Source organism: Pantoea leporis (genome assembly GCF_028048155.1).
Lineage (GTDB): Bacteria > Pseudomonadota > Gammaproteobacteria > Enterobacterales > Enterobacteriaceae > Pantoea > Pantoea leporis.
On the sequence record NZ_JALMEU010000001.1, the window covers coordinates 472,477 to 495,715 of the forward strand.

A 23,239-nucleotide genomic window follows, 5' to 3' on the forward strand; every position below is an offset into this window, starting at 1 on the left:
GTGTTGTTAGCTCCGCTAATGAATGTAGTTTGGCTAATGGCTGCCAGCTACCGCCTCGTTCAATCTGTGACTGAAATCACGTTTCATTTTCGTTGAGAGAATTAATCATTAGTGAGGAAAATTCGCATTTTTTGATAACGAAAAATGGCGAGGATGCGCGATTTGGGGGCATTTGCGCCTGAGACATAACCTTGCGCAGATTTGTTACTACGCCCGCTGTAGTAGAAAACTTACGCTGTTTTCTTTTTACCCGGGAAACGTTATGAAAATCACTTTATTAGCCACCTCATTGTTGCTCCTCGCGGTGACTTCTCACGCTGCAACTGACCCACTGATCGTCGGCGATCAAAAAGGCAATGCTCGCGCGGTGATGTCCGCCGCTGGCGAGCTCAACAATGTGCCGTATGAAATCAAATGGTATGAGTTCCCCAACGCTGCGCCGCTGCTGGAGTCGCTCAACTCCCAGCATCTGGATGCCGGCTTAGTCGGCGATGGTCCGCTGTCGTTTGCCGTGGCCGCAGGCGCGCAGATCCGCGCCATTCAGGCATCGCAATATCTCGGCAATGCCATCCTGGTGAAAAAGGACAGCGCCCTGCACAGCATCGCCGACCTAAAAGGCAAGAAAGTGGCGACGGTAAAAGGATCGGCCGGGCAAAACATGGTGCTGAATGCGCTGCACGAAGCGGGTTTGCCCGACGACAGCGTCAATTTTGTCTTCACCACGCCGTCGGAAGCCACGCTGGCGCTGGATAATGGCGCGGTGGATGCGGTGGCAACCTGGGAACCTTATGTGTCCTTTGCCGTGGCGCAATCCGGCGATCGCATCGCCATCGACGGCAAAAATTCGCCAGTTTCAAACTATCTGGTGGCGACCGATAGCGCCATCGCCAGCAAGCGTGAGCAGCTCACGGACTTCCGCGAGCGCCTGATCCGCGCACGCGCGTGGGGCGTGGCGCATCCACAAGCCTACGCCAGCGAGCTCGCCAAACTGCTGCGTCTGCCAGATGCGGTGGCGCTGAGTAAAGTGCAGCGTGAAAACAACGCGCCGGTAGAAGATTACGCGTTGGTGGAGAAACGCCAGCAACTGGCGATTGATACCTTCACCCGTGGCGGCCTGATCAAACCCGGCTTAAAAGCCGACAAACTGGTGGATGCCTCCTTCTTTAACGCCAACGGAGCCGCCAAACCATGATGAATCTGGCGCTCTACCTCGACTCCGGCATTCATCAGGGCGGCTGGCGCCATCCCGATTCAGCCGCGACCGGCGGCAGTAACTGGCCGCTGTACCGCAAAATCGCCCAGCGCGCCGAAGCCGCGAAGCTGGACATGATTTTTGTCGCGGACAAGCTGGCGATTGATGATGTTTACGGCGGGCATCTGGCGCACACCGTGCAGCATCGTCAGGTTGGCTGGTCTGAACCCTTAACATTATTAGCCGCGCTGGCGGCGGTGACTGACCACATCGGCCTCGGCGGCACGGTTTCCTCCTCCTATTCGGTGCCTTACACCACCGCGCGTCAGCTGGCAAACATCGACCATATTAGCGGCGGGCGCGCAGCGTGGAACGTGGTTACCTCGTTGAGCCACGCCGAAGCGCGCAACTTTGGTCGCAGCGAGCACTTCAGCCATGAAGCTCGCTATCGCCGCGCGGCTGAATTTATTGATGTCATGAAAGCGCTGTGGGACAGCTTTGAAGAGGACGCGCTGATTCTGGATAAAGCGCAGGCGCACTTTGCCGACCCGGCACGCTTCCATAGGCTTGATCATCAGGGTGAATCTTTCAACGTGCAGGGACCGCTTAATCTGCCGCGTCCGCCGCAAGGTCATCCGGTGGTGATCCAGGCTGGCGTATCGGAAGCCTTTATCGATCTGGCCGCGCAACAGGCGGAAGTGCTGTTTGTGGTGCAACCCAATCGGGAACGCGCGCAGCAGTTTTATCAAACCCTGAAACAGCGTGCGCTGCAGTATCAGCGTCAGCCCGATCAACTGCGCATTCTGCCCGGCATGGTGCCGATTGTCGGCAATACGCAGCGCGATGCCAAGGAGCGTGCGGCGTACCTGAAATCATTGATTACCGTGGAATCGGGCCTCAGCTTTGTTTCGGCCAGCATGAATATCGATCTGTCGCAGTACCCCATTGACGGGCCGGTGCCTGACCTGCGTGAAAAGATCACCGGCAGCAAAGGCCGTTTTCAGTATGTGATCGCCAGCGCCATTGAGCAGAATCTGACGCTGGGCGAGATGGCGAAACGCTACGCCGAGAGCTTGTCGTTCCCGGCGCCGACCGGCACAGCAGATAGCATTGCGCAGCAGATGATTGACTGGTATCAGCATCAGGCCTGCGACGGTTTTGTCATTCTGCCCACCTACATTGACGAGAACGAAGATCGCTTCCTCGAACAGGTTGTCCCGCGCCTGCAGGCTGCGGGCGTCTTCCGCAGCGACTATCAACCGGGCACGCTGCGCGATCGTTTAGGCTTAGTAAAGCCGGAAAATCGCTTTAACCGTTCGTCATCAATTGAAATAACTTAATTAATCATTAATGCGCTGCTGCGATTATTCCTGGCAACAATTATCATAGCAGCGCGAATAAGTGCGGTTTTATTACAGTTTTATTTATTCCCTCTTCATTTAATCTTTTTTAAATTGATTAGCCATTGCGCCGCAATGACTTTTTGAGAGTTTCCTCAGCCTGTTATCCCGGATTAAGCGTGATATAAATCACGTAACTGCTCTGCGGCAAGGCCGCTAATAAAAAGAAGGTTATGATGATCAGCGCAGATTTCTTTTATCGTAAATTACGTTTTCCTTTTAAACTCACACACGCTGCTTTTAAGTTTCCGGTTGCCAATGCGCGAGCCCGGCAATATCAGGTGATGTCGCCTGAACAGACCATTGACCTGCTGCTTAGCAACCACAAGCTCTCCGTAAGCCGCTATGGCGACGGCGAACTGGAAATGACTTTGTTCAAGAATATCGGCTTTCAATCTTTTGATGAACGACTCTCTATTCGCCTTAAAGAGATATTACGGCGCGGAAGTCAGCCGAAGAATCCGTGTTTATTATGTATGCCCGATGCCTTTCGCGGCACCGCGAATATGCGTTTTGGTTCGGCCCTATTCTGGTTTTTTCATAAAGCATTTTATTTTCGCCATTATGAAAGCTTATTAAAGAAAGATTACCGCTACGGCAACACCTCCGTTACGCGTCCCTATCACGATTATAAGGACAAGCAGCAGGCGGTTCGCGTGTTTAATAAGTTCAAGCAGCTGTTCAGCGATAAAAAGATATTAATTGTGGAAGGCAGCGGCACGCGTCTCGGCATCGGTAACGATCTGCTCGATGGCGCGCGGGAGATTAAACGCATCACCACGCTCAATCGCAACGCCTTCTCGGTCTACAACGAGCTCTACAGCTCGGTGCTGGCGCACGCACGCGATTACGATATGGTGCTGATGTCGCTCGGCCCCACCGCCACGGTGCTGGCTTACGATCTCAGCCAGCATGGCATTCGCTGCATTGATACCGGCCACATTGATATCGAGTACGAATGGATGCGCAGTGCCGCGCGTGACAAGGTGCAGGTGGCCGGCAAGAACGTCAATGAAGTGGGCGTGTTACTCAGCGACAATGCGCGCGACGCCGATGAGCATTATCGCCAGCAGATTTTGCTGCATGTCGGGTTGCCGCAGGAAGCGGTGCTGTCGGCGATGGTAATGCATCCGCCGATCTAATCCACATCGCAAGTAATCGCAAAAACAGGGCATTTTGAGATTGCTTGCGATAACGCTGTTACCCTTCGCGCTTTTTCAGCCACTCCTGCAGCTTGCGCAGTGAAACAGGCGCCTGATACACCGTTCCTTTCCCCTCCTTTAGTGGACGCAACAATCCCTGTTCAGTGAGGTTTTTCAGGCGCGCACGCGCGGTGTTATCCGCGATGCCGAGCCGCGATTTAATCCCGGCAGAGCTGAGTAACGAACCCGGCGCATTCAGCGCGATGGCCATGATATCCAGCTCCCCTTTGGCTAAAGTCATATGCTCTTCCACCCACGTCACTAAACGTTCCCGCTCTTTATGCAGCGTGGCGATTTGCCCGGTGAAAGCAGTCACCGCGCGCATCACCACTTCGCACTGAAACTGCACGAAATAGGTCAGATCCATCTCATCAGTTTCGCTGTAAAGATAGGAAATGCCGTACTTTACCGCTGCGGCTTTCAACAGCTTGCTGATGGAGATGTAGCGGAACGCGCTGTAACCGTGACGAATCAGATGATGATAGAACAGCCCGCGCGCGGTGCGCCCGTTGCCGTCATTGAAGGGATGAATGTAGCCGATAGCAAAGTGCAACACGGAGGCCACCAGCAAAGGATGCGTGCCCTGCTGCTCCAGCCAGGCAACTTCGGCGCATAACGCGTCCAGCAGGCTATTGAGCCGCTGATAATCCGGCGGCTGATGAATGATTTCGCCGTCGCGCCCGGCAACAAACACATCGTTATTGTCGCGCACGGCGCCAGGCCGATATTTTTCATCATTAATGCCGGCGCAGGCGATGTGATGAATTTCCAGAATATCGGCGCGCGTCAGCGGCGCGTCACCCAGCGTGGCAATGTGCTGCATCAAGCGCCAGTTGCCCATGATCATGCTTTCATCTTCGTTGCGCGGTGCACGCCCCACCGCCAGCAACTCCATCGCCACGCGCGAGGTGGTCGCCGAGCCTTCCAACTGGCTGGATGAAATCGCCTCTTCCATGATCAGCTGTGACATCAGGTAAGAAGCCGCGTCCTCATTCGTTGGTTCGCCGTTGCGCGCAAAGGTCATACGATCAACCATCGACATCGCCGCCGTGATTTTGGCCGTAAGATTACAGGTCACGGTTTGATCGGCGATCACAAAGTGCTGCGCGCTGCTGCGGCGCTTGAATTTCAGTGCGCTCCACACTTTCTCACGCGTCTGACTATCACTGACACGACGATATAACTCATCGAAATGCAGATAGCGCTCATCCCACTCGGCATGACTGGCGAGGAGCGAATTAATCTCACTGATACTCAGCGAATCAATAAGTTGAGCGGGTGGGCGGCGCAGCTTCATCTCAAGCAATCTCAAAAACAGGGTATTTTGAGTTTACTTGAGATTCACTGCGACGACAAATGGCGCTTGCAGCGCGGTTAGCTGCCGTGCCGCTGGCAAAATGCGCGGAGATCGGAGGACTGGAAATCGGCCAGATTCGCCATCAGCTTCTCCAGCGGCCAGTTCCACCAGGCAATCGCCTGCAGCTGCGCGGCAATATCCGCCGCGAAACGTGCACGGATCACTTTGGCTGGCACGCCACCGACAATGGTGTATGGCGGCACCTCTTTCGTCACCACCGCACCGGCCGCCAGCACCGCGCCATCACCCACCTTCAGGCCCGGCAGTACGATCACGCCATGGCCAATCCACACATCATTGCCAATAATCACGCGATCGGCGCGACGGTCAGCAAAGAAGCCATTATCGCGTTCCGCCTGCGCATCGTAGTATTCGGGACAGTAGGTGAAACGGTGCTGCGAGGCGCGATCCATCGGATGATTGGGTGCGCCAATCCGTACATGATTGGCAATGGCGCTAAAGCGTCCGATTTGCGCATCGGCGACGCAGCAATGCTCTCCTAGATAGGAGAAGTCGCCCAGTTCGCTGTATTCGATATAGGTTTCGGCCAGCACTTCACATTGCGCGCCAATCTGGGTTTCGCGCATGCGCACGCTGGGATCGATAACAGTGTGTTGCAGTTTTGTCGGTTGCACAGCAGCAAGTGCCATAATCAAAGCTCCGTGTGGTCAGATGTCTGGATGACCGGTTGCGACTGGGCAACCGCGAGCGACAACACTACAGCGGCAAAATGACACTAATGCTATTGTGCGTATCTGTTTCAGGCGATTCGAGGAAAAGGAATGAGAACACCGTGGTCAATACTGGCGCTGTTATGGTCAGCCGGACAGGCATCCGCCGCTCTGCCCGCCGACATCAAAGCCGGTGATATTGTGCAAGTGCAGTTAGCGCAACTCCATCCAACGCAGGCCGCGATTGGCTATCGTCAGCTGGATTACAAGCAGCATCGTTATGAAGCCGAACCGAAAAAGCTGTTCGATGATTATTGCGAAAGCATGGGGCAGAAAGGCGTTGATAAATTTGACAGTAAATCACGTCTCTCGCAGCCCAGCAGCTTCAGCTGTAAAGCGCCGGTCGGCAGCGAACCGGGGCCGATGAAAACGGCGGTGATTGCGCCGGATAACGTGTTGTACCTTACCGATGGTCATCATACTTTCAGCAATTTCGCCGATATCGCCGGTCTTAATACGCCGGTGCAGGTGCGCATCACCGATGACTTCCGCAGCCTGAAAACTATGTCCGCCTTCTGGCAAAAAATGGAAACGGCACATCTGGTGTGGCTGGATACGCCAGCTGGCAAAATTAAACCGGACGCGCTGCCGAAAGAGTTGGGCCGCCAGCATATGCAGAATGATGAATATCGCTCGCTGGTCTATTTCGTGCGCGATATTGGCTTTGAGAAGGAGCAGAATCCGCCGCCGTTCCTCGAGTTCTACTGGGGCAAATGGCTGGAAACGCAGCTGCCGCTGAAGAACTTTGACCTCAACAATCGCAGCGGTTACGCCAAAGCGCTGGAAACCATCGCTGAGAAGATGACCAGCGTGCCGAAAGACACGGTAATTGCGCACAGCGATAGCGGCCCGCTGACGGCGGATCGGTTAGGCGCACGCAAGAAAGTGAACGAGAAGAAGCTGGAGAAGCTGGTCTCCGACAAGGGCAAACTGACGTGGGCTTTTGCGCAATAATCGTGTGGTCGCCATTCATGGCGACCCATTTACCAATCAGCGCCCTTTCAGCGTTAAACCAATTCGCAGTTTTTCACACCCGCCGATGGCGCCAGCAGATTTTTATCAAATTCGCGCAATGCCACGCCATCACGAATACGCATCGGCCAGTCGGGATTGGCCAGCGCGCTTTTGCCTATCGACACATAATCCGCGCCCTGCTCCAGCGCCTGCGCCGCCGTGCTGGCATCACTTAACGCGCCATTGGCGATAATCGGCAATTTCGGTGCCGCCTGACGCGCAATTTGCACCAGTGACAGCGGCGAATCGGCAAACGCCGGTTGCAGCGCGTCATATTCAGTCAGATGCAGATAATCCACGCCGGCCTCAGCAATCGCGGCGAATACCAGGCGCGCGCCCACTTCGCCTTCCCGCCATTTGTGATGAAAATCATTCACTTTGCCCTGTGAGAGGCGAATTCCCAGCGTAACATCCTTGCCTACGCGCTGGCGCACCGCGGCGATCACCGCCAGCGTCAGAGACAAACGTGCCACGATATCGCCGCCCCAGCGATCGTTGCGCTGATTGGTGTAATCGGTAAAGAACTGGTCAAGCAGATAGCCGTTAGCGCCATGAATTTCGATGCCATCAAAACCCGCTTCGCCGACTGCCCGCGCCGCAGTGTGCGCAAAGCTGTCGATCACCTGCTGGATCTGCTCTTCATTCATTTCGCGTGGCAGCGGATAGGCGCCATGACCGTGATAGAAACCGAGTTGTTCCCCGCGCGGCTGCACCGCTGAGGGCGCGAGCGTGTCCGGTCGATAGATATTGCCCTGCGATATCGCCCCGGCATGCATCAACTGCGCAATGATTTTGCCGCCATGCTGATGCACCCGATCGGTGATCGCGCGCCAGCCGGCGCTCTGTTTAGCGTTAATCAGCCCCGCCTGAAACGCATAGGTTTGCGACCAGGCTTCATCGATATAGATGCCTTCGGTGATGATGGCGCTAAAGCCGCCGCGCACGAAGCGCTGATAGTAGTGCTGCATACGTTCGCCCGGTATGCCGTCAACGCTGGCGGAGATGCGCGTCATGGGCGCCACCATAATGCGATTCTTCAGCGCCAGCCGGTTCAGTGTGCCGCTCTGAAAAAGATGTTTATCACTCATATTGCTCTCTGGATGCGGATTATCTACAGAGCACAGTATATTCGGTCGCCACAGGGACAAAAATGGCCGATGATGATACGTCTGTATAACGGAAATCGTTACAATGAACTCAAAAGATGTTGAGGTGTTTCTGATGGTCACCCAGACGCGCAGCTTGACGCAGGCCGCGCGGCGACTGAACACCACGCCGATGACGGTCTCACGCCGACTCGCCTCGCTGGAAGAAGATCTCGGCGTGCGCCTGCTGCATCGCACCACCCGCGCCATTGCGTTAACAGATGAAGGTGAAGAGTTTCTGCCCTACGCCAAAACCCTGACGGAAACCGAACAGAGCGCGCGCAATCTGTTCTCGCCGAATAAACAGGGCGCCACCGGCCAGCTGCGCATCACCGCACCTTCTGGTTTTGGCCGCCGCACCATTATTCCATTGCTGCCCGCGCTGATGGCGGAGAATCCCGAACTGAAGATCGATTTCCAGCTCAGCGATAACGTCACCGATATTGTTGGGCTGGGCTACGACGTCGCCATTCGCATCGCCCCGCTGCGGGATTCGCGCTTGGTCGCGCAGCGGCTGGCGGATAATCCGCGCGTGCTCTGTGCTTCTCCAGACTATCTGGCGCGCTTCGGCACGCCAAAACTGCTGGCCGATTTGCATCAGCATAACTGCCTGCGCTTATCCGGCGTGCCGCAATGGAGTTTTATAGTCGACGACCATATTTCCAGTGTCAGCGTTGAGGGCCGTTTTAGCGGCAGCAATGTGGAAGGCGTGCGTACCTTATGCGTAGCGGGCAGCGGCATCGCCCAGCTCTCTGCGTGGGATGTGCAGCAAGAGTTGGCGGCAGGTGAACTGACTGAGATTACCTTGCGAGATGCTCAACCGCAGCTGCTCGGCGTCTGGGCGCTGTTTCCCACCGCACGGCATCTGCCAACGCGCGTCACGGTTTTTCTAAACGCCCTAAAACAGGCGATGGCACGTTAATTCAGAAAATGTGAATGGCGAATCAGGGGCAAAATCTGGATGCGGAAGAGGTGGGACTAACCGCGAAGAAAATTAAAATCGACGCATTTTTGAACTGATTCTGGCAGGAAAGATCAGCGACGCGACAACGGTTACCGCGTTTCTGTTGGCGCGGGCGAAAGGGTTAATCGACTGATCTCTCTGCTTTATTCCAGGTGCGCATGAATGCGCACCCTACGAATACAACATCGATGTAGTGCCGCCATTCAGGGCGACCGATTACTCCGCAGCAATATCCGCTAACACCGCTTCTGCCTGCGCCTTATCCACCGCTACGCCATCAATAAACAGCTGACGCTGTTCACCCGGCGGCAGCATAATCTTCAGCGTCTGCCAGGCTGGCTGGAAGCTGCCTTTACGCTGGAAGTTGAGGTGAATCGCCTCAGCATCGCTGCGCATTTTCCAGTTGAGCCACAGCGCATTGCCCTGCTGATAACCCCAGCTTTCGCCATCATCCTCAAACAGCATACCGTGGCTAACCCCTTTGCCTTTCAGCGGGAACAGCTGCAAGGTGCGGCGATCGTCAGTTTTAGTGTCAACATGACGCAGGCGCTCGCTGAGCGGTAAGCCCGCTCCGGCACGCACCAGCATCGGCTGGGTTTCCAGCGGAGCCGCCAGCGTGATCCATTGACCGCCGCTGAACCATTGCTGGGTAGCGAAGTCATACCAGCCAGTTTGGTTGTCGGGCAGCCACAGACGACGCTCGCGCTGGCCGGGTTCGACCACGCTGGCCACCAGCAGATCGCGGCCCAGCATAAACTCATCGCACTCGGCGAACGTCTGCGCATCCTGTTCATGATCGAGGAAAGTCGGACGCAGCATCGGTTCATCGTCAGCATGCGCCTGCCACAGTAACGTATAGAGGTAAGGCAGCAGACGATAACGCAGTTCAATCGCGGCGCGGATCGCAGGCGTAGCCGCCGGATACATCCAGGGTTCATTGACGGTGTGATCGTCATTCCACGAGTGAATGGTGAAACGCGGATGCATCACGCCGTTTTGTACCCAGCGCACAAACAGTTCTGCATCTGGTTTATCGCCGGAGAAGCCACCGACGTCGTGTCCCACGTTGTACAAACCGGACAGGCTCATACCCAATCCCATGCGGATGTTGTAACGCAACGTGGTCCAGTTGGTGCGGTTATCGCCGCTCCAGGTTTGCACATAGCGCTGCATCCCGGCGCAACCCGAACGGGAAATCAGGAAAGGACGTTTTTCCGGCGCGAAGCGCTGTTGCGCTTCCATCGAGGCGCGCATCATCAGCAGCGGCATCACCGGGCGAATGTGTTTGATGGCAATTGGCGTGCCGAAACCGTGGCAACGCGCTTCGCCGTCCCACACTTCATATTCGTTATTATCGTTCCAGGTGGAATCGATGCCCTTTTCCAGCAGCTGTTTGGTGACGTTTTCCTGCCACCAGGCGACGGCTTGCGGATGGGTAAAATCGAGATGTGAACCTTCGTCATCCCAGAACACCGAACGTTCAGGCGCATCTTCTTTGGAGTCACGAATAAACAGCCCTTGTTCCGCCACTTCGTTATAACGCGGATGATCCTGCAACAGACACGGTTTGATATTGGCGGCGAGGCGCAAGCCGGCGTCGTGAAACGCCTGGCTCATCACCTCCGGCTGCGGCACTTTGTCGTAGTTCCAGTTGAACACGTAGCGCTTGTTGTTAATTGAGGTGTAGCCGGACGAGAGCTGGAATGAATCGCACGGAATATCGTGCTCTTCGCAGAGACGAATGAAGTTCATCAGCTGATGTTGTGCATCCGGCGCATCGGTGTAATGCATGGTTGAACCACTGTAGCCAAGGCTCCATTTCGGGCCGAACAGCGTTTTACCTGTGAGACGCACGAAGGCTTTGGTGACATCCAGCACCTTGTCACCGACAAACAGGTAATAGTCGATATCACCGCTTTCCGCCTGCCAGCGGCGATACGGTTTGTGATAGTTATCGAGTTCATTGCCCAGATCAAACCAGCTGCTGCTGAGGTTATCGTAATAGAGACCAAAGCTAACATCGGTACGACGGGTGATGGTAAAAGGCACATGCTTGTACAGCGGATCGGTGGAGGCCGCGTTGTAGCCCATCGCATCAAGGTTACGCATCTCATAGCGCTGGCCATTACGCTGCAAATCGCCGGTTTTCTCGCCCAGACCATAATAGCGATCGTCGTTCATGCGGCACTGATAGTGCGCCACGCCATCCCCGTGCGCGTTGATTTGATAAGCGCTGGTTGGACGGTCGCAGGTCAGCAGCTGCCATGCGCCGTGGCTGTCGCAATATTGCCACTCCAGCGCCAGCGGTTGATGGACGATCACCCGCAGCTTATCGGTGGCCACCACCAGCGTGTCGCCCTCTTCTTCCAGCGTGAACGATGGCAAGGTGAATCCGGCCAGGCTGTCACGCTGACGCCCTTCCCACGGCACATCACTTTGTGGCGCGATGCTCCAGGTGCGATCGAGGCTGTATGCGCCATGACGTTTAATCGCCACGCGGAACATGCCCGTTTCCAGCACATACAGACACAGCGTGTGTTTGCCGTCGACGTTTAACGCCACGTGGTGTGCATCGGAACCGGCTAATGACCAATTTTTTAACGTTTTCATCGTTACCTACTTTTTCATGCGCGCTGGGCGCGACGTTCAGCAATAAAAGCAATCAGGAATACGGCGCCAATCAGGTCGAAGAAGCCCATGGCGACAAACAGCGGATTAAAGCCAATGGTGTCGGCGGTAACGCCGATCAGCAGTGAGAACAGGAAGCTGGAGATCCAGGCGAACGAGCCGCGCATGCCGTTGACGGTGGCCATCTGGCCTTTATCAAACTTCTCCACCACCAGCGCGCTCAGCATGCAGGAGATGATCTGATGGCCGAAACCACCAATCGAGATAAGCGCAATCGCTACGTAAGGATCTTTAGTGACCGCGACCAGCGCCAGCGACAGCATCAGGAAAGCGCCCGTCACCGAACTCGCCACCACGGAATTAACCTGAGTAAAACCAAAGATTTTGGTGTAGAGCCGCGTCAGATAGCCGCTGGCCGCGCTGCCTAAATCGGCGGCGAGGAACGGCAGCCAGGCGAACATAGCAATCTGCTTCAGATCCATACCCAGCTCTTTCGCCAGATAGAGCGGCACCCAGAAGCTCAGCACGCCCCAGGCAGGTTCAGCCATAAAGGCGGGAATGGCGATGCCGTAAAAACGTTTGTTTTTCGACACGGTTTTCAGCGCGGTAAAGAACGGCAGTTTCACTGCTGGCGGTTCATTATCCTGACGAATAAATTCCAGTTCCGAGGCCTGCAGATTGGGATGCTGCTCCGGATCGCGATAGAACAACCACCACAGCACCACCCAACCCAACGCCAGGCAGCCGGTGAACAGGAACGCGCCCTGCCAGCCAAAGGAAGCGTGCGCAAAGTAGATAATCGGCGGTGCCAGCATCGCGCCAAGCGAGAAGCCCACTCCCGCCCATCCGGCGGCGATAGGACGCTCTTTTTTCGGGAACCATTCGCCAATCACTTTGGCGTTAGCGGGCGTGGCTGCTGCTTCTGCACCGCCCATGACAAAACGCAGGATAGCCAGATGCACCCAACTGGCCGCGCCAGCGTGGAACAAACAGGCGACGGCCCAAATGGTGGCGCAGATTAGGAAGCCGACTTTCAGGCCAATAACGTCGATCAGCCAGCCGCAAATGGGTTGAAAGAAGGTATACGCCAGCTGGAATGCGCCGACGATCCAGGAATATTGTTCGGTGGTGATGTTGAGGCTGGTTTTGAGCTCCGGTGCCAGCAAGCCCAACGAGTTACGGGTGATGTAGTTGACCGTGACGCCTGCTAAGAACAGCACCAATACCCACCAGCGCAGATTGCGCAAGGTGCGTTTGGTGCCTGCGGCGGTTATCCCTGGGTTTAAACTGCGGTTCATCAGATTCTCCGTTAGTGAGTCATTTCTAACCATCCGCCAGGAGTGAACCACAGTTGCGAAAAGTGGTCGCCAGATTGATGTCGCAAATGTGATCTGGTTAACCAAAATCACTTACCAGGTTGACTTAACCCCGTAAAAAGCAGAGTTTTAATCCGGAATCGCGTAGTTATTATCTGATGTAATGCGCTAATAAAGAATATTGGTCAACCAATAGTGAGTGAGGTAACAACATGAAGCAGACCTGGCGCTGGTACGGCCCCAACGATCCTGTCTCTCTGTCCGATGCGCGCCAGGCGGGCGCAACCGGCATCGTCACCGCACTGCACCACATCCCTAACGGCGAAGTGTGGTCAGTCGACGAAATTATGCAGCGCAAGGCGCTGGTGGAAGCCGCCGGTTTGGTGTGGTCGGTGGTGGAGAGCGTGCCGATTCATGAAGAGATTAAAACCGGCAGCGGCCGCTGCCAGCACTGGATCAGCAATTATCAGCAGTCGCTGCGCAACCTGGCGCAGTGCGGCATTAAAACCGTGTGCTACAACTTCATGCCTATCCTCGACTGGACGCGCACCGATCTCGAATATCTGCTGCCGGATGGCGCGAAAGCCCTGCGTTTTGATCAGATTGAGTTCGCGGTGTTTGAACTGCACATTCTGCAGCGTCCCGGCGCGGAGCAGGATTACAGTGCGCAAGAGATCGCCGAGGCTGCTGAACGCTTTGCAACGATGAGTGAAGAGCACCGTAACCGCCTGATGCGCAACATCATCGCCGGTTTGCCGGGTGCGGAGGAAGGCTACACGCTGGATCAATTCCGCGCCCAGCTGGCGCGTTATCAAGGTATCGGTAAGGCCGAGCTGCGAGAGAATTTTGCCACCTTCCTGCGCGCCATTGTCGCGGTTGCGGAAGAAGTGGGCGTACGCATGGCGGTACATCCGGACGATCCGCCACGCCCAATTCTCGGCTTACCGCGCATCGTTTCCAACGCCGACGATCTGCAATGGATGATCGATACCGTCAGCAGCCCCGCCAACGGTTTCACCATGTGTACCGGCTCGTACGGCGTGCTGGCACAGAATGATTTAGCCGGCATGGTCAAGCGCTTCGGCCCACGCATCTACTTCGCGCATCTGCGCTCCACCAAGCGGGAAGAGAACCCCAACAGCTTCCACGAAGCCGCGCATTTGGCTGGCGATGTCGATATGTTTGCGGTGATCAAGGCGATTGCCGAAGAGGAGCAGCGACGTAAAGCCGCGGGGGAGGAAGATTTGATTCCAATGCGTCCCGACCACGGCCACCAGATGCTGGATGACCTGAAGAAGAAAACCAATCCCGGCTACTCGGCGATTGGTCGCCTGAAAGGATTGGCGGAAATTCGCGGCGTCGAACTGGCGATCCACCGCGCCTATTTTGCTCAGGAAGCCCAATAATGCGCTTTATGGATGAAGATTTTCTGCTGCAGAGCGACATCGCGCGGCGCTTGTACCACGACTTCGCTGCGGATATGCCAATCTACGATTATCACTGTCACCTCAATCCTCAGGAGATTGCTGAAGATCGTCGCTTCGCCAACCTCGGCCAAATCTGGCTGGAAGGCGATCACTACAAATGGCGCGCGCTGCGCGCCGCGGGCGTCGATGAGTCGTTGATTACCGGCAAGAGCACCAGCGACTACGACAAGTATCTCGCCTGGGCGCAAACGGTGCCAAAAACCCTCGGTAACCCGCTCTATCACTGGACGCACCTTGAACTGCGGCGCCCGTTTGGCATCACCGATACGCTGTTTGGCCCGGACACCGCGCCTGCGATCTGGCAGCGCTGCGCGGAACAGCTGGCGACGCCGGAATTTTCCGCGCGCGGCATCATGCGCCAGATGAAGGTGCGCATGGTCGGCACCACCGACGATCCGGTTGATTCACTGCACTATCACCGCCAAATCGCCGATGACCGCAGTTTTGATATTGACGTTGCGCCGAGCTGGCGTCCGGACAAGGTCTTCAAAATCGAGCTGGAGGGTTTTGTCGACTATCTTGCTCGTCTGGAAGCCGCCGCCGATGTCGCCATCGACAGCTTCGAGGCGCTACGCCGCGCGCTGTTACGACGCCTTGACCACTTCTCCGCCCACGGTTGTCGCGCCTCAGACCACGGTATTGAAACCCTGCGCTTTGCGCCGGTGCCGGACGACCGCGTGCTCGATACGATTTTGGCCAAACGTCGCCGTGGCGATGCGCTGGATGAATTGGAAATCGCCCAGTTCAGCAGCGCAGTGTTGGTGTGGCTTGGCAGCGAATATGCGCGACGCGGCTGGGTAATGCAGCTGCACATCGGCGCGATCCGTAACAACAGCACGCGCATGTTCCGCCAGCTCGGGCCAGACAGCGGGTTTGATTCGATTGGCGATAACAATATTGCCTGGCCGCTGGCGCGCCTGCTGGATGCGATGGACCTCAACGATCAGCTGCCGAAAACCATTCTCTATTGCCTCAATCCGCGCGATAACGAAGTGCTGGCTACTATGGCGGGCAACTTCCAGGGCGCGGGCGTTGCCGGCAAGGTGCAGTTCGGTTCTGGCTGGTGGTTCAACGATCAGCGCGACGGCATGCTGCGTCAACTGGAGCAACTGTCGCAAATCGGCTTGCTCAGCCAGTTTGTCGGTATGCTGACCGATTCACGCAGCTTCCTCTCCTACACGCGCCACGAATACTTCCGCCGTATTCTGTGCAATCTGCTGGCGCAGTGGGTAAAAGACGGCATTGTGCCGCACGATGAGCCGATGCTCGGCAACATGCTGCGCGACATCTGCTTTAACAATGCCGAACGCTATTTCGCGCTGAAAGCCCAGTGATGGTGGCCTGGTCACTGCGCGCCGTGACCAGGCCGATTCTTATTCGCTATGCTATAGTGCGCGTCTCTGAGTGAGGCTGTATCAGAGATTGTGAATCCTTTAACACACAGAAAAGAGCACGATGAAAACTCAAACTTCAGCACAGCGCCCTTATCAGGAAGTCGGGGAAATGCTCCGCCAGATGATCACGCAGAAGCAGTATGCGGTGGGCGAACGGCTGCCGCCGGAGCGCGAACTCGCCGCGCTATTGAATGTGACGCGTACGCTGGTGCGTGAAGCGCTGATTATGCTGGAGCTGGAAGGATTAATTGAGGTACGTCGCGGTGCGGGCATCTATGTGATTCACGATTCGCCGCAGCAACCTGTTTCGCTTCACAAAGCCAGCAACGATGCCGGACCGTTCGAGATGTTGCAGGCGCGTCAGCTGCTGGAGAGCAATATTGCCGAGTTCGCCGCGCTGCAGGCGACGCGTGAAGACATTATGAAGATGCGCCAGGCGCTGGAGCTGGAAGAGAAAGAGCTGGCGTCGGGTTCGGTCAACCAAAGTGAAAACGGCGATCGCAATTTCCATCTGGCGATTGCCGAAGCCACCCATAACAGCATGCTGGTTGAGCTGTTTAAGCAATCCTGGCAGTGGCGCGAAGATAACGTGATGTGGAGCCAACTGCATCGCCATCTGGTCAACAACGATTACCGCAAACAGTGGCTCGACGATCACAAAAAAATCCTCGCGACGCTGATCAAAAAAGACGCGCGCGCCGCCAAGCTGGCGATGTGGCAACACCTTGAAAATGTGAAACAGCGGCTGCTGGAGTTCTCAGACGTTGATGATATTGATTTCGATGGTTATCTGTTTGAATCCTGGCCGCTGTACGCCACCCATAATCCGCCAAACTAATGTGCGTTAACGACTTACCTTGTAAGGCTAATTACCGAGAGCACACATTGAAGCGGCGCAATTCATTGCGTGCTAAATCGCGCCGCTACGGAAGGTGCGCTGATTCGGTACGGCGCTTGACTGATCGGCATTACGCCATTCAGGGCGACCTCACGACATCAACTCACCACGCTTAACGCCTGATCCTTTGCTAAAAAGAACGGCCTTAAATACGCCACGCTATTCGACAGCGGCAAAATTTCATCGCTGAGCTGAATGCCGATGGTTTCCCGCAGATAACGGCGGCGGGTTTCGATGCGCTGCCACAGCGCCGGATAATCAGTACGGATGTCGCTTTGCAGCGCCGCATCGGCCAGCACCACGCACTCTTCGGCGCTGGCACCGTTGTAGCCCGGCACCGACGGGATGATGTCAATTTGCAGCATCATGCCGCTCTTAAGCAATTCGGTGGACTGATGATAAATCGGCGACGACATCCACTCTTCGTCCGCCACCAGATGTCCCGGATTGAGGTGCCAGCCAAAACGGGCCTTCGGCAAAACCTGCTCGATAAGCTGGTACAGCGCACCACCGCTCATGCCGCAGCGAATGTTTTCCAGCCAGGCCACCACGGCTGAGAAATAGGGTTTGGCGATGCGCTCCAGATAATCTTGCTGGCCTGGCGGCAGCTCACTTCGATCGGCAATGACGAAGCCGCTGCGGCTGGAGAGTCCGCCTTTGAAGGCGGTGGTTAGCGAGAGCGGATCGCCGCGCTGCACTTTTTTGTCGGTGGGATAGAGGTTCGCTTTGTCGAAACGGTTGCCGGTGGCGGCGATAGTCACCACCGTGTTGCATTGCCCTTCGGCGTGCAGTAACGCGCCCAATTCTGTTTCACGCACGCCCACCTCGATGGCATTCAGCGCGTCCAGCATGCACTTTGACGCGAGGTTTGCGCCATATTCGTAATGGGCGATTTCATTGGCATTGCAGGTGGTGCGCGCGCCGTTATCGCCAATAAACAAGTGGATGGCATTTTCTAACATGGCGTCATCGTTGAGCGTGCGCTGAATGGCATCGACAATAAAGTACGGCAGATCAAACATCGCACGCCCATTGCCGGCGGCGGGCGTAAACATCTTCCATCCCACCAGCCCGACTTTATGGCCGTTCGCTAAGCCCGCATCATTGAAGAGACTTTCCAGCGGCACTTCATTGTCCATGGGCTGATTGGGAAGCGAGAAGTACGGCGTGTGCAGCAGCGCGGCCGCTGTGCGTGAAAAGCGCGCCATTTTCAGGTTTTCGTTGCCCAGCACCAGCGTGCAAGCTCCGGAGTGATTCAGCAGCAGCAATCCCTCTTCGAAACGCGGGATAAATCCGCTCAGATATTCGAAATTGCCGCCGTGTTCCTTGTCGGCATAGATCACCAGCCAGTCAAAACCCTCGCGCTGCATGCCCGCCAGCAGCGCGTTCTTGCGCTGCACAAGCGTATCATCGGTGAGAAAAACCGGTTCAACGTCGCTGAACGTCATCGGCGCGGTAATCGGCCCGAACGTGATTGCCATGATGCACTTCCTCGCATTACAGAATGAGATGAGGATAGTCGCGTTTTTAGCGCAGCGGATTTTGATCCACGCGAAAAAAGGCGGAGGGGTGAGCTCCGCCTTGTCTCAAGTTCCAGTCAGTGTGCCTGACCGGTCAGTTGCAAAAGGGCAACGATGATTTGAAGAATGATGCGGACGATGTCCAGCAGCAATCGAACAAGTTCCATCACTTTCCTTCTCCTCTGAGAGGAGCGCGCCTTTCAGCTGCCGGGGCTTTGACTCCACCCGCCGACCGCCTAAGCACAATTGTGAGGAGTGCTGAGCGGCTCTCATTGTAAAAGCCACAGGCCAGCACCACCTGAAACCTGCCGGGATTTAACTATCCGCGCCCCTGGAGTCATCAGAAAAACAATGAGGCTTCGCTCGTCACTCAACACCTGTATAACCATACAGTATTATGGCAAAACTTGAAATATCTCGCCGCACATTTTATTATCGCTGTTGTGAGGAGTGCTGAGCACCCCGTTCGCGGCGCGGTTACCAGCCGTTTAGCGAACATAAAAAAAAGGATTTGGCTTAATGCCAAATCCTTTTTTATTACCTGCGATTAATTATCTGGCGGAACTGATACGCCAAATGGTATTTCCCGCATCATCGGCAATCAATACGCCGCCCTGCCGATCGGTAGCTAAACCGACCGGCAAACCGCGCACCTGCTTCTGATCGTCGGTGAGGAAACCAGTCACCACCGGCTGTGGTTGTCCCACCGGTTTCCCATTCTCGAATTTCACCCACACCACCTGATAGCCGTTGAGCGGCGTACGGTTCCAGCTGCCGTGTTCGCTGATAAACGCCCCGCCGCGATACTGCGGCATATTATCCGCGCCGTAGAACAACAGACCGAGTGGTGCGACGTGCGAACTCAGGGCGTAATCCGGTTTAATCGCCTTCTCTACCAGATCCGGCCTCTGCGGCTGCGCGCGCTCATCCACGTGCTGGCCATAATAGCTGTACGGCCAGCCGTAAAAGCCTTTGTCCTGCAACGACGTCATGTAATCCGGCACTAAATCAGAACCGATCTCGTCGCGTTCATTCACAATCGCCCACAGCTTGCCGCTCTGCGGCTCCCACTGCAATCCGGTGGGATTGCGCAGGCCGCTGGCATAAATCCGGCTGGCACCGCTGGCCGCATCCACTTCCAGCACCGCCGCACGGCGATACTCCTCGCCAATGCCGTTTTCCGTCACGTTACTGTTCGAACCTACGCCAACGTACAGCTTGCTGCCGTCGGGGCTGGCGAGCAGCGATTTGGTCCAGTGATGATTAATTGGCCCGCCCGGCAGCTCGGTCACTTCCACCGGCGGGGTGCGGATCTCGGTTTGCCCGGTTTCATACGGGAATTTCACCAGGCTATCGGCGTTCGCCACATACAGCGTGTTGCCCACCAGCTGCATACCAAACGGCGCCGTCAGGTTGTCGATAAAGCGATGTTGCTCCCATTTGCCGTTAACATTACGCAGCAAGGTAATGCGATTACCGCCCTCGCCGCCCTTGCCAGACGCTTTCTGCACAATGCCCATAATCAGCTGCTTCGGTGCGGTGGTCGGTTTCGGTGTGCCATTGGATTCCGCCACCAGCACATCATTGTTCGGCAGCACCAGCACCTGACGCGGATGCTGCAGATTGTCGGCGATCTTTTCGATCTTTAACCCATCCGCCACTTTCGGCATTTCACCGGCTTTCCACGGCGTGCCTTCCGGCACCTGCATCGGCGGCATAAAGAAGTTCTGCGCCTGCGGCAGTTCAGGATTCGCACCGATTTGCTTTTGAGGATCGATCAGCGCCCCGTCGTCACAGGCACTGAGCAGCATCGCGATGGCTACCGCACTGAGTAAGTGTTTCATACGCGACCTCCTTGCGTGCGACGTTCGCGCAACACCAGCTGCACGTTAGCGATCAGCAGCAGCGCCACCACCAGCGTCGACAGCGTGATGCCTAGTGGCACCACCGCGTAAGCATCGCGACTGTGAATAAAGGCGTTCACCACCGCCAGCACGATCGCCAGCAGCGACAGCCAGAAATGGGTTTTCTCTGTCGGCCGCGCGCCACGGAATAAATAAACCAAACTGATTAAACGTGGCAGGATGGCCAGCACCAGACCGATAGTGATCAGCCAACTGGCGGATTTGGTCCACATGATGACGAAGGTTTGCAAATAGAGGATATCGAAAAACCAGGCGGCGACAAAAAAGCCCAGCGGCAACGGTTCCAGCAGCGTATACAACGTCACACCGAACACCGATTTTCCTGAGGTATGAAACATTACTCTCTCCCTTACCGTATTATTGTCAGATGGTGCACGCGTTTCGCTTTTATAAAACAACGTGCAGCCACCTGTGAAATATTAGTAAAGATAAACAGTAACGTTTAACACTTATCAAACACACTCTAACTTAAGACTTATCTGCCGGCAGGCTTACCCAATAACCCGGTCGATACGGCAAGGGCAAGAACTTTTCGTGAAACTCACGGAACGTGGCGTCCGGATCGAGATCGGCAAACAGTTCAGGATGCAGCCACTTCGCCAGCGCCTGGATCGCGACAAACTGATACGGGCTGTCGTAGAACTGATGCCAGATGGCATGCGCGTTACCGTTGTGCGCCACCGGCAGTGTTTTGAAGGCATCACGCATCATTAGCAGGCGTAAACGCGCCGTCGCTTCTTTCACATCCGCACCGGGCCCCACGCCAACCCATTTACCCACGGTGTTGTAGTTTTTCCAGTTCGCGCCTGTCACCACCACCACATCGGGACGGCTGGCGATGATCTGCTCGGGATTGAGTGTGCCGAACGTGCCTGGAATCAACCCTTTGGCGATGTTGCTGCCGCCCGCCAGTTCTACCATCTGACCAAAGTTCTCGTTACCAAACGACATGCAGCACTCGTCGCTGTAGCCGCCAGCACGATCAATCATCACTTTCGGGCGCGTGCCGTTAAAGTTTTTCAGGCGATCGGTCACCTTTTCGATTTGCGCACGGCGGAACGCCACGATCTCTTCGGCGCGCTGTGGATTGTTAACCAGCTCACCCATGATGCGGATGCTTTGCTCAGCATGTTCCATCGGCTTCTCGCGGAAGTCGATAAACACCACCGGCACGCCCACCGCTTGTAACTTCTCGATCAGCTTGCCTTCGTCGGTCGCGGCTTTGGATTCGAGGTTCATCAGCACCAAATCGGGCTTCAGCGTCAGCGCCTGTTCGACGTTAAAGGTGCCATCTTTCGCGCCACCAAAGGTCGGCAGCTTTTTGATCTGCGGATATTTCTTTTCATACGCCATATAGCCGTCGTAATCGGCTTTATGGAAATCGTCACGCCAGCCCACCACGCGCTGGAACGGCGCAGCGGTGTCAAACGCCGCCAGCAAGTACATCTGACGCCCTTCGCCGAGAATGATGCGTTTAGACTCCTCCTTGACCTCGACCTGTCGTCCAGCCACATCGGTAATGGTTTTCGCCGCAGCGTGCCCCGCCACCGCCAGTAATCCCAGTGCTATCAGCCATGATTTCATTTAATACACCTAGAATGATAATGATTATTATTTAAATTTCGCGGCGTCACTATTACCTGGCAGACAGGAAATGAAAAGCCCTGGATACACATTTTTTTACATTCCCTGCGCTTTTTCCCGCTGTGCATTCGCTCACAAAACGCCCGTCATTCGTGAAAAACCTCACAGCGCACCGGGCAAATGCCCAATTAATCGCCACGCTATCCCGCGCTTTGGCTAATGCGTAAACAAAATGTGAACGCTAAATTACAAAATGAAACGATGTTTTATTTTTTATGTTAATGCCTGGTTTGGGCAAGCCACTGAGTTGAAGGAGGAGTTACCGTGAAGATCAGTGCCATTGATGTCACCCTGTTTAGCTACCCCACGCGACGCGTCTCTGACAGCGCCGGACATTCGCATCCCGGCGCAGAGACCGATGCCCAAATGGCGCTGCTAACGATCGCCAGCGAAGATGGCGATTGCGGCTACGCGTTTGCCCCCGCCGAAGTGATTCGGCCGCATGTGGTGAACGCCTTCTTCCGCAAAGTGCTGATTGGGCAAAATGCCTTTGATCGCGAGCGTCTGTGGCAGGATCTGGTGCACTGGCAGCGCGGTAGCGCCCATCAGCTCACCGAACGTGCGTTATCGGCGGTGGAACAGGCGCTGTGGGATTTGATTGGTCGCAAGCTCAAACAACCGGTCCACAAACTGCTTGGCGGTTATCGCGAGAAAATTCCTGCTTACGGCAGCACCATGTGCGGCGATGAGCTGGAAGGCGGTTTATCCACGCCCGATGAATACGCGCAGTTTGCCGAAAAACTGGTCGCGCGCGGTTATCAGGCCATCAAACTGCACACCTGGATGCCGCCGGTTTCGTTCGCGCCCAGCACCCAAATGGACATCAAAGCCTGCGCCGCGGTGCGCGAAGCGGTCGGCCCGGACATCGCCCTGATGCTCGACGGCTATCACTGGTACAGCCGCAGCGAGGCGCTCACCATCGGCAAAGCGCTGGAAAAACTCAATTTCGCCTGGTTCGAAGAGCCGATGGAAGAGGAAAGCATGGCGTCATACGCGTGGCTGGCGGAAAACCTCAGCATTGACGTGCTCGGCCCGGAAAGTCTCGGCGGCAAACACCACAGCCGCGCCGATTGGGTGCGCGCTGGTGCCTGCGACATTCTACGCGCTGGCGCTAACGGCGTCGGCGGCATCTCCGCCACCATGAAGGTCGCCAGCCTGGCCGAAGCCTTTGGTATGGATTGCGAAGTACACGGCAACGGTGCCGCCAGCATCGCGGTGGTCGGCGCTATCCGCAACTGCCGCTGGTATGAACGCGGTCTGCTGCATCCGTTCCTTGATTACGAACAGCCGCCGGCCTATCTCAACGCGCTGGTCGATCCCATGGACGCAGAGGGTTTTGTCCATCTGCCAACGCGTCCCGGACTTGGGGAGGACATCAATTTCGCGTGGATTGAGACACACACGCTAAATCGCTGGTAAGCG

18 protein-coding genes are annotated in these 23,239 nt (G+C 55.9%); 9 read left to right on the top strand and 9 right to left on the bottom strand.

Going from position 1 to position 23,239, the window contains the following annotated elements:
• The first annotated feature begins 262 nt into the window (after nucleotides 1-262).
• The 3 genes from MWH02_RS02190 (at nucleotide 263) to MWH02_RS02200 (ending at nucleotide 3,734) form a co-directional block, all read left to right on the top strand.
• A complete protein-coding gene (locus MWH02_RS02190) occupies nucleotides 263-1,192 on the top strand; it encodes an ABC transporter substrate-binding protein (protein WP_271459816.1) in 930 nt (309 codons plus the stop codon).
• The gene (locus MWH02_RS02195) at nucleotides 1,189-2,532 is read left to right on the top strand and encodes an NtaA/DmoA family FMN-dependent monooxygenase (protein WP_271459817.1); all 1,344 of its coding nucleotides are present in this window, start codon (nucleotides 1,189-1,191) and stop codon (nucleotides 2,530-2,532) included. Before MWH02_RS02190 ends, MWH02_RS02195 begins: the two co-directional genes overlap by 4 nt.
• 236 nt (nucleotides 2,533-2,768) lie before the next feature.
• Nucleotides 2,769-3,734: a GT-D fold domain-containing glycosyltransferase gene (locus tag MWH02_RS02200; protein WP_271460170.1), complete on the top strand. Its 966-nt coding sequence runs from the start codon at nucleotides 2,769-2,771 to the stop codon at nucleotides 3,732-3,734.
• A 58-nt stretch (nucleotides 3,735-3,792) separates the two neighbouring features.
• Here MWH02_RS02200 and MWH02_RS02205 read toward each other — a convergent pair whose 3' ends face one another.
• Nucleotides 3,793-5,091 (bottom strand): Fic family protein, encoded by a 1,299-nt coding sequence (locus MWH02_RS02205; RefSeq protein WP_271459818.1) that lies wholly within the window; start codon nucleotides 5,089-5,091, stop codon nucleotides 3,793-3,795.
• A 77-nt stretch (nucleotides 5,092-5,168) separates the two neighbouring features.
• Nucleotides 5,169-5,801, bottom strand: a complete 633-nt coding sequence (locus tag MWH02_RS02210) for a DapH/DapD/GlmU-related protein (protein ID WP_271459819.1) — start codon at nucleotides 5,799-5,801, stop codon at nucleotides 5,169-5,171.
• 132 nt (nucleotides 5,802-5,933) lie between these two features.
• On the opposite strand from MWH02_RS02210, the gene MWH02_RS02215 reads away from it, so the two are divergent.
• Nucleotides 5,934-6,836, top strand: a complete 903-nt coding sequence (locus MWH02_RS02215) for a ParB/Srx family N-terminal domain-containing protein (protein ID WP_271459820.1) — start codon at nucleotides 5,934-5,936, stop codon at nucleotides 6,834-6,836.
• Between the two features lie 53 nt (nucleotides 6,837-6,889).
• Here the strand turns inward: MWH02_RS02215 and MWH02_RS02220 are convergent, their stop codons facing one another.
• Nucleotides 6,890-7,984: an oxidoreductase gene (locus tag MWH02_RS02220; protein WP_271459821.1), complete on the bottom strand. Its 1,095-nt coding sequence runs from the start codon at nucleotides 7,982-7,984 to the stop codon at nucleotides 6,890-6,892.
• Nucleotides 7,985-8,087: 103 nt separating this feature from the next.
• On the opposite strand from MWH02_RS02220, the gene MWH02_RS02225 reads away from it, so the two are divergent.
• Nucleotides 8,088-8,963, top strand: a complete 876-nt coding sequence (locus MWH02_RS02225; protein WP_101764454.1) for a LysR family transcriptional regulator — start codon at nucleotides 8,088-8,090, stop codon at nucleotides 8,961-8,963.
• Nucleotides 8,964-9,221: 258 nt separating this feature from the next.
• On the opposite strand, the gene MWH02_RS02230 is transcribed toward MWH02_RS02225, so the two are convergent.
• Together MWH02_RS02230 and MWH02_RS02235 are read right to left on the bottom strand one after the other, a co-directional pair.
• Nucleotides 9,222-11,615 carry a glycoside hydrolase family 31 protein gene (locus MWH02_RS02230; RefSeq protein ID WP_271459822.1) on the bottom strand — a complete coding sequence of 798 codons (2,394 nt, stop codon included), beginning with the start codon at nucleotides 11,613-11,615 and terminating at the stop codon, nucleotides 9,222-9,224.
• A 14-nt stretch (nucleotides 11,616-11,629) separates the two neighbouring features.
• Complete coding sequence (locus MWH02_RS02235; RefSeq protein WP_110866104.1) at nucleotides 11,630-12,931, bottom strand: MFS transporter; 1,302 nt, start codon at nucleotides 12,929-12,931, stop codon at nucleotides 11,630-11,632.
• Between the two features lie 230 nt (nucleotides 12,932-13,161).
• On the opposite strand from MWH02_RS02235, the gene uxuA reads away from it, so the two are divergent.
• The 3 genes from uxuA to uxuR all read left to right on the top strand — a co-directional run bounded on the left by uxuA (nucleotide 13,162) and on the right by uxuR (nucleotide 16,668).
• On the top strand, nucleotides 13,162-14,355 hold the full coding sequence (uxuA, locus tag MWH02_RS02240; RefSeq protein WP_271459823.1) for a mannonate dehydratase: 1,194 nt from the start codon (nucleotides 13,162-13,164) through the stop codon (nucleotides 14,353-14,355).
• Entirely contained in the window at nucleotides 14,352-15,770 is a 1,419-nt protein-coding gene (gene uxaC / locus MWH02_RS02245; RefSeq protein ID WP_271460171.1) for a glucuronate isomerase, read from the top strand. Before uxuA ends, uxaC begins: the two co-directional genes overlap by 4 nt.
• Before the next feature lie 121 nt (nucleotides 15,771-15,891).
• Nucleotides 15,892-16,668 carry a Uxu operon transcriptional regulator gene (gene uxuR, locus MWH02_RS02250; protein ID WP_110866101.1) on the top strand — a complete coding sequence of 259 codons (777 nt, stop codon included), beginning with the start codon at nucleotides 15,892-15,894 and terminating at the stop codon, nucleotides 16,666-16,668.
• Between the two features lie 158 nt (nucleotides 16,669-16,826).
• Here uxuR and MWH02_RS02255 read toward each other — a convergent pair whose 3' ends face one another.
• The 4 genes from MWH02_RS02255 to MWH02_RS02270 form a co-directional block, all read right to left on the bottom strand.
• Nucleotides 16,827-18,209 (bottom strand): M24 family metallopeptidase, encoded by a 1,383-nt coding sequence (locus MWH02_RS02255; RefSeq protein ID WP_271459824.1) that lies wholly within the window; start codon nucleotides 18,207-18,209, stop codon nucleotides 16,827-16,829.
• Nucleotides 18,210-18,799: 590 nt separating this feature from the next.
• Nucleotides 18,800-20,092: a PQQ-dependent sugar dehydrogenase gene (locus MWH02_RS02260; protein ID WP_271459825.1), complete on the bottom strand. Its 1,293-nt coding sequence runs from the start codon at nucleotides 20,090-20,092 to the stop codon at nucleotides 18,800-18,802.
• Nucleotides 20,089-20,511, bottom strand: a complete 423-nt coding sequence (locus MWH02_RS02265; RefSeq protein WP_271459826.1) for a DUF2231 domain-containing protein — start codon at nucleotides 20,509-20,511, stop codon at nucleotides 20,089-20,091. The genes MWH02_RS02260 and MWH02_RS02265 overlap by 4 nt, the downstream gene beginning before the upstream one ends.
• A 130-nt stretch (nucleotides 20,512-20,641) precedes the next feature.
• The gene (locus MWH02_RS02270) at nucleotides 20,642-21,757 is read right to left on the bottom strand and encodes an ABC transporter substrate-binding protein (protein WP_271459827.1); all 1,116 of its coding nucleotides are present in this window, start codon (nucleotides 21,755-21,757) and stop codon (nucleotides 20,642-20,644) included.
• A gap of 324 nt (nucleotides 21,758-22,081) precedes the next feature.
• Here MWH02_RS02270 and MWH02_RS02275 point away from each other — a divergent pair, with 324 nt between their 5' ends.
• Complete coding sequence (locus MWH02_RS02275; RefSeq protein ID WP_137385741.1) at nucleotides 22,082-23,236, top strand: mandelate racemase family protein; 1,155 nt, start codon at nucleotides 22,082-22,084, stop codon at nucleotides 23,234-23,236.
• The last annotated feature ends 3 nt before the right edge of the window (nucleotides 23,237-23,239 follow it).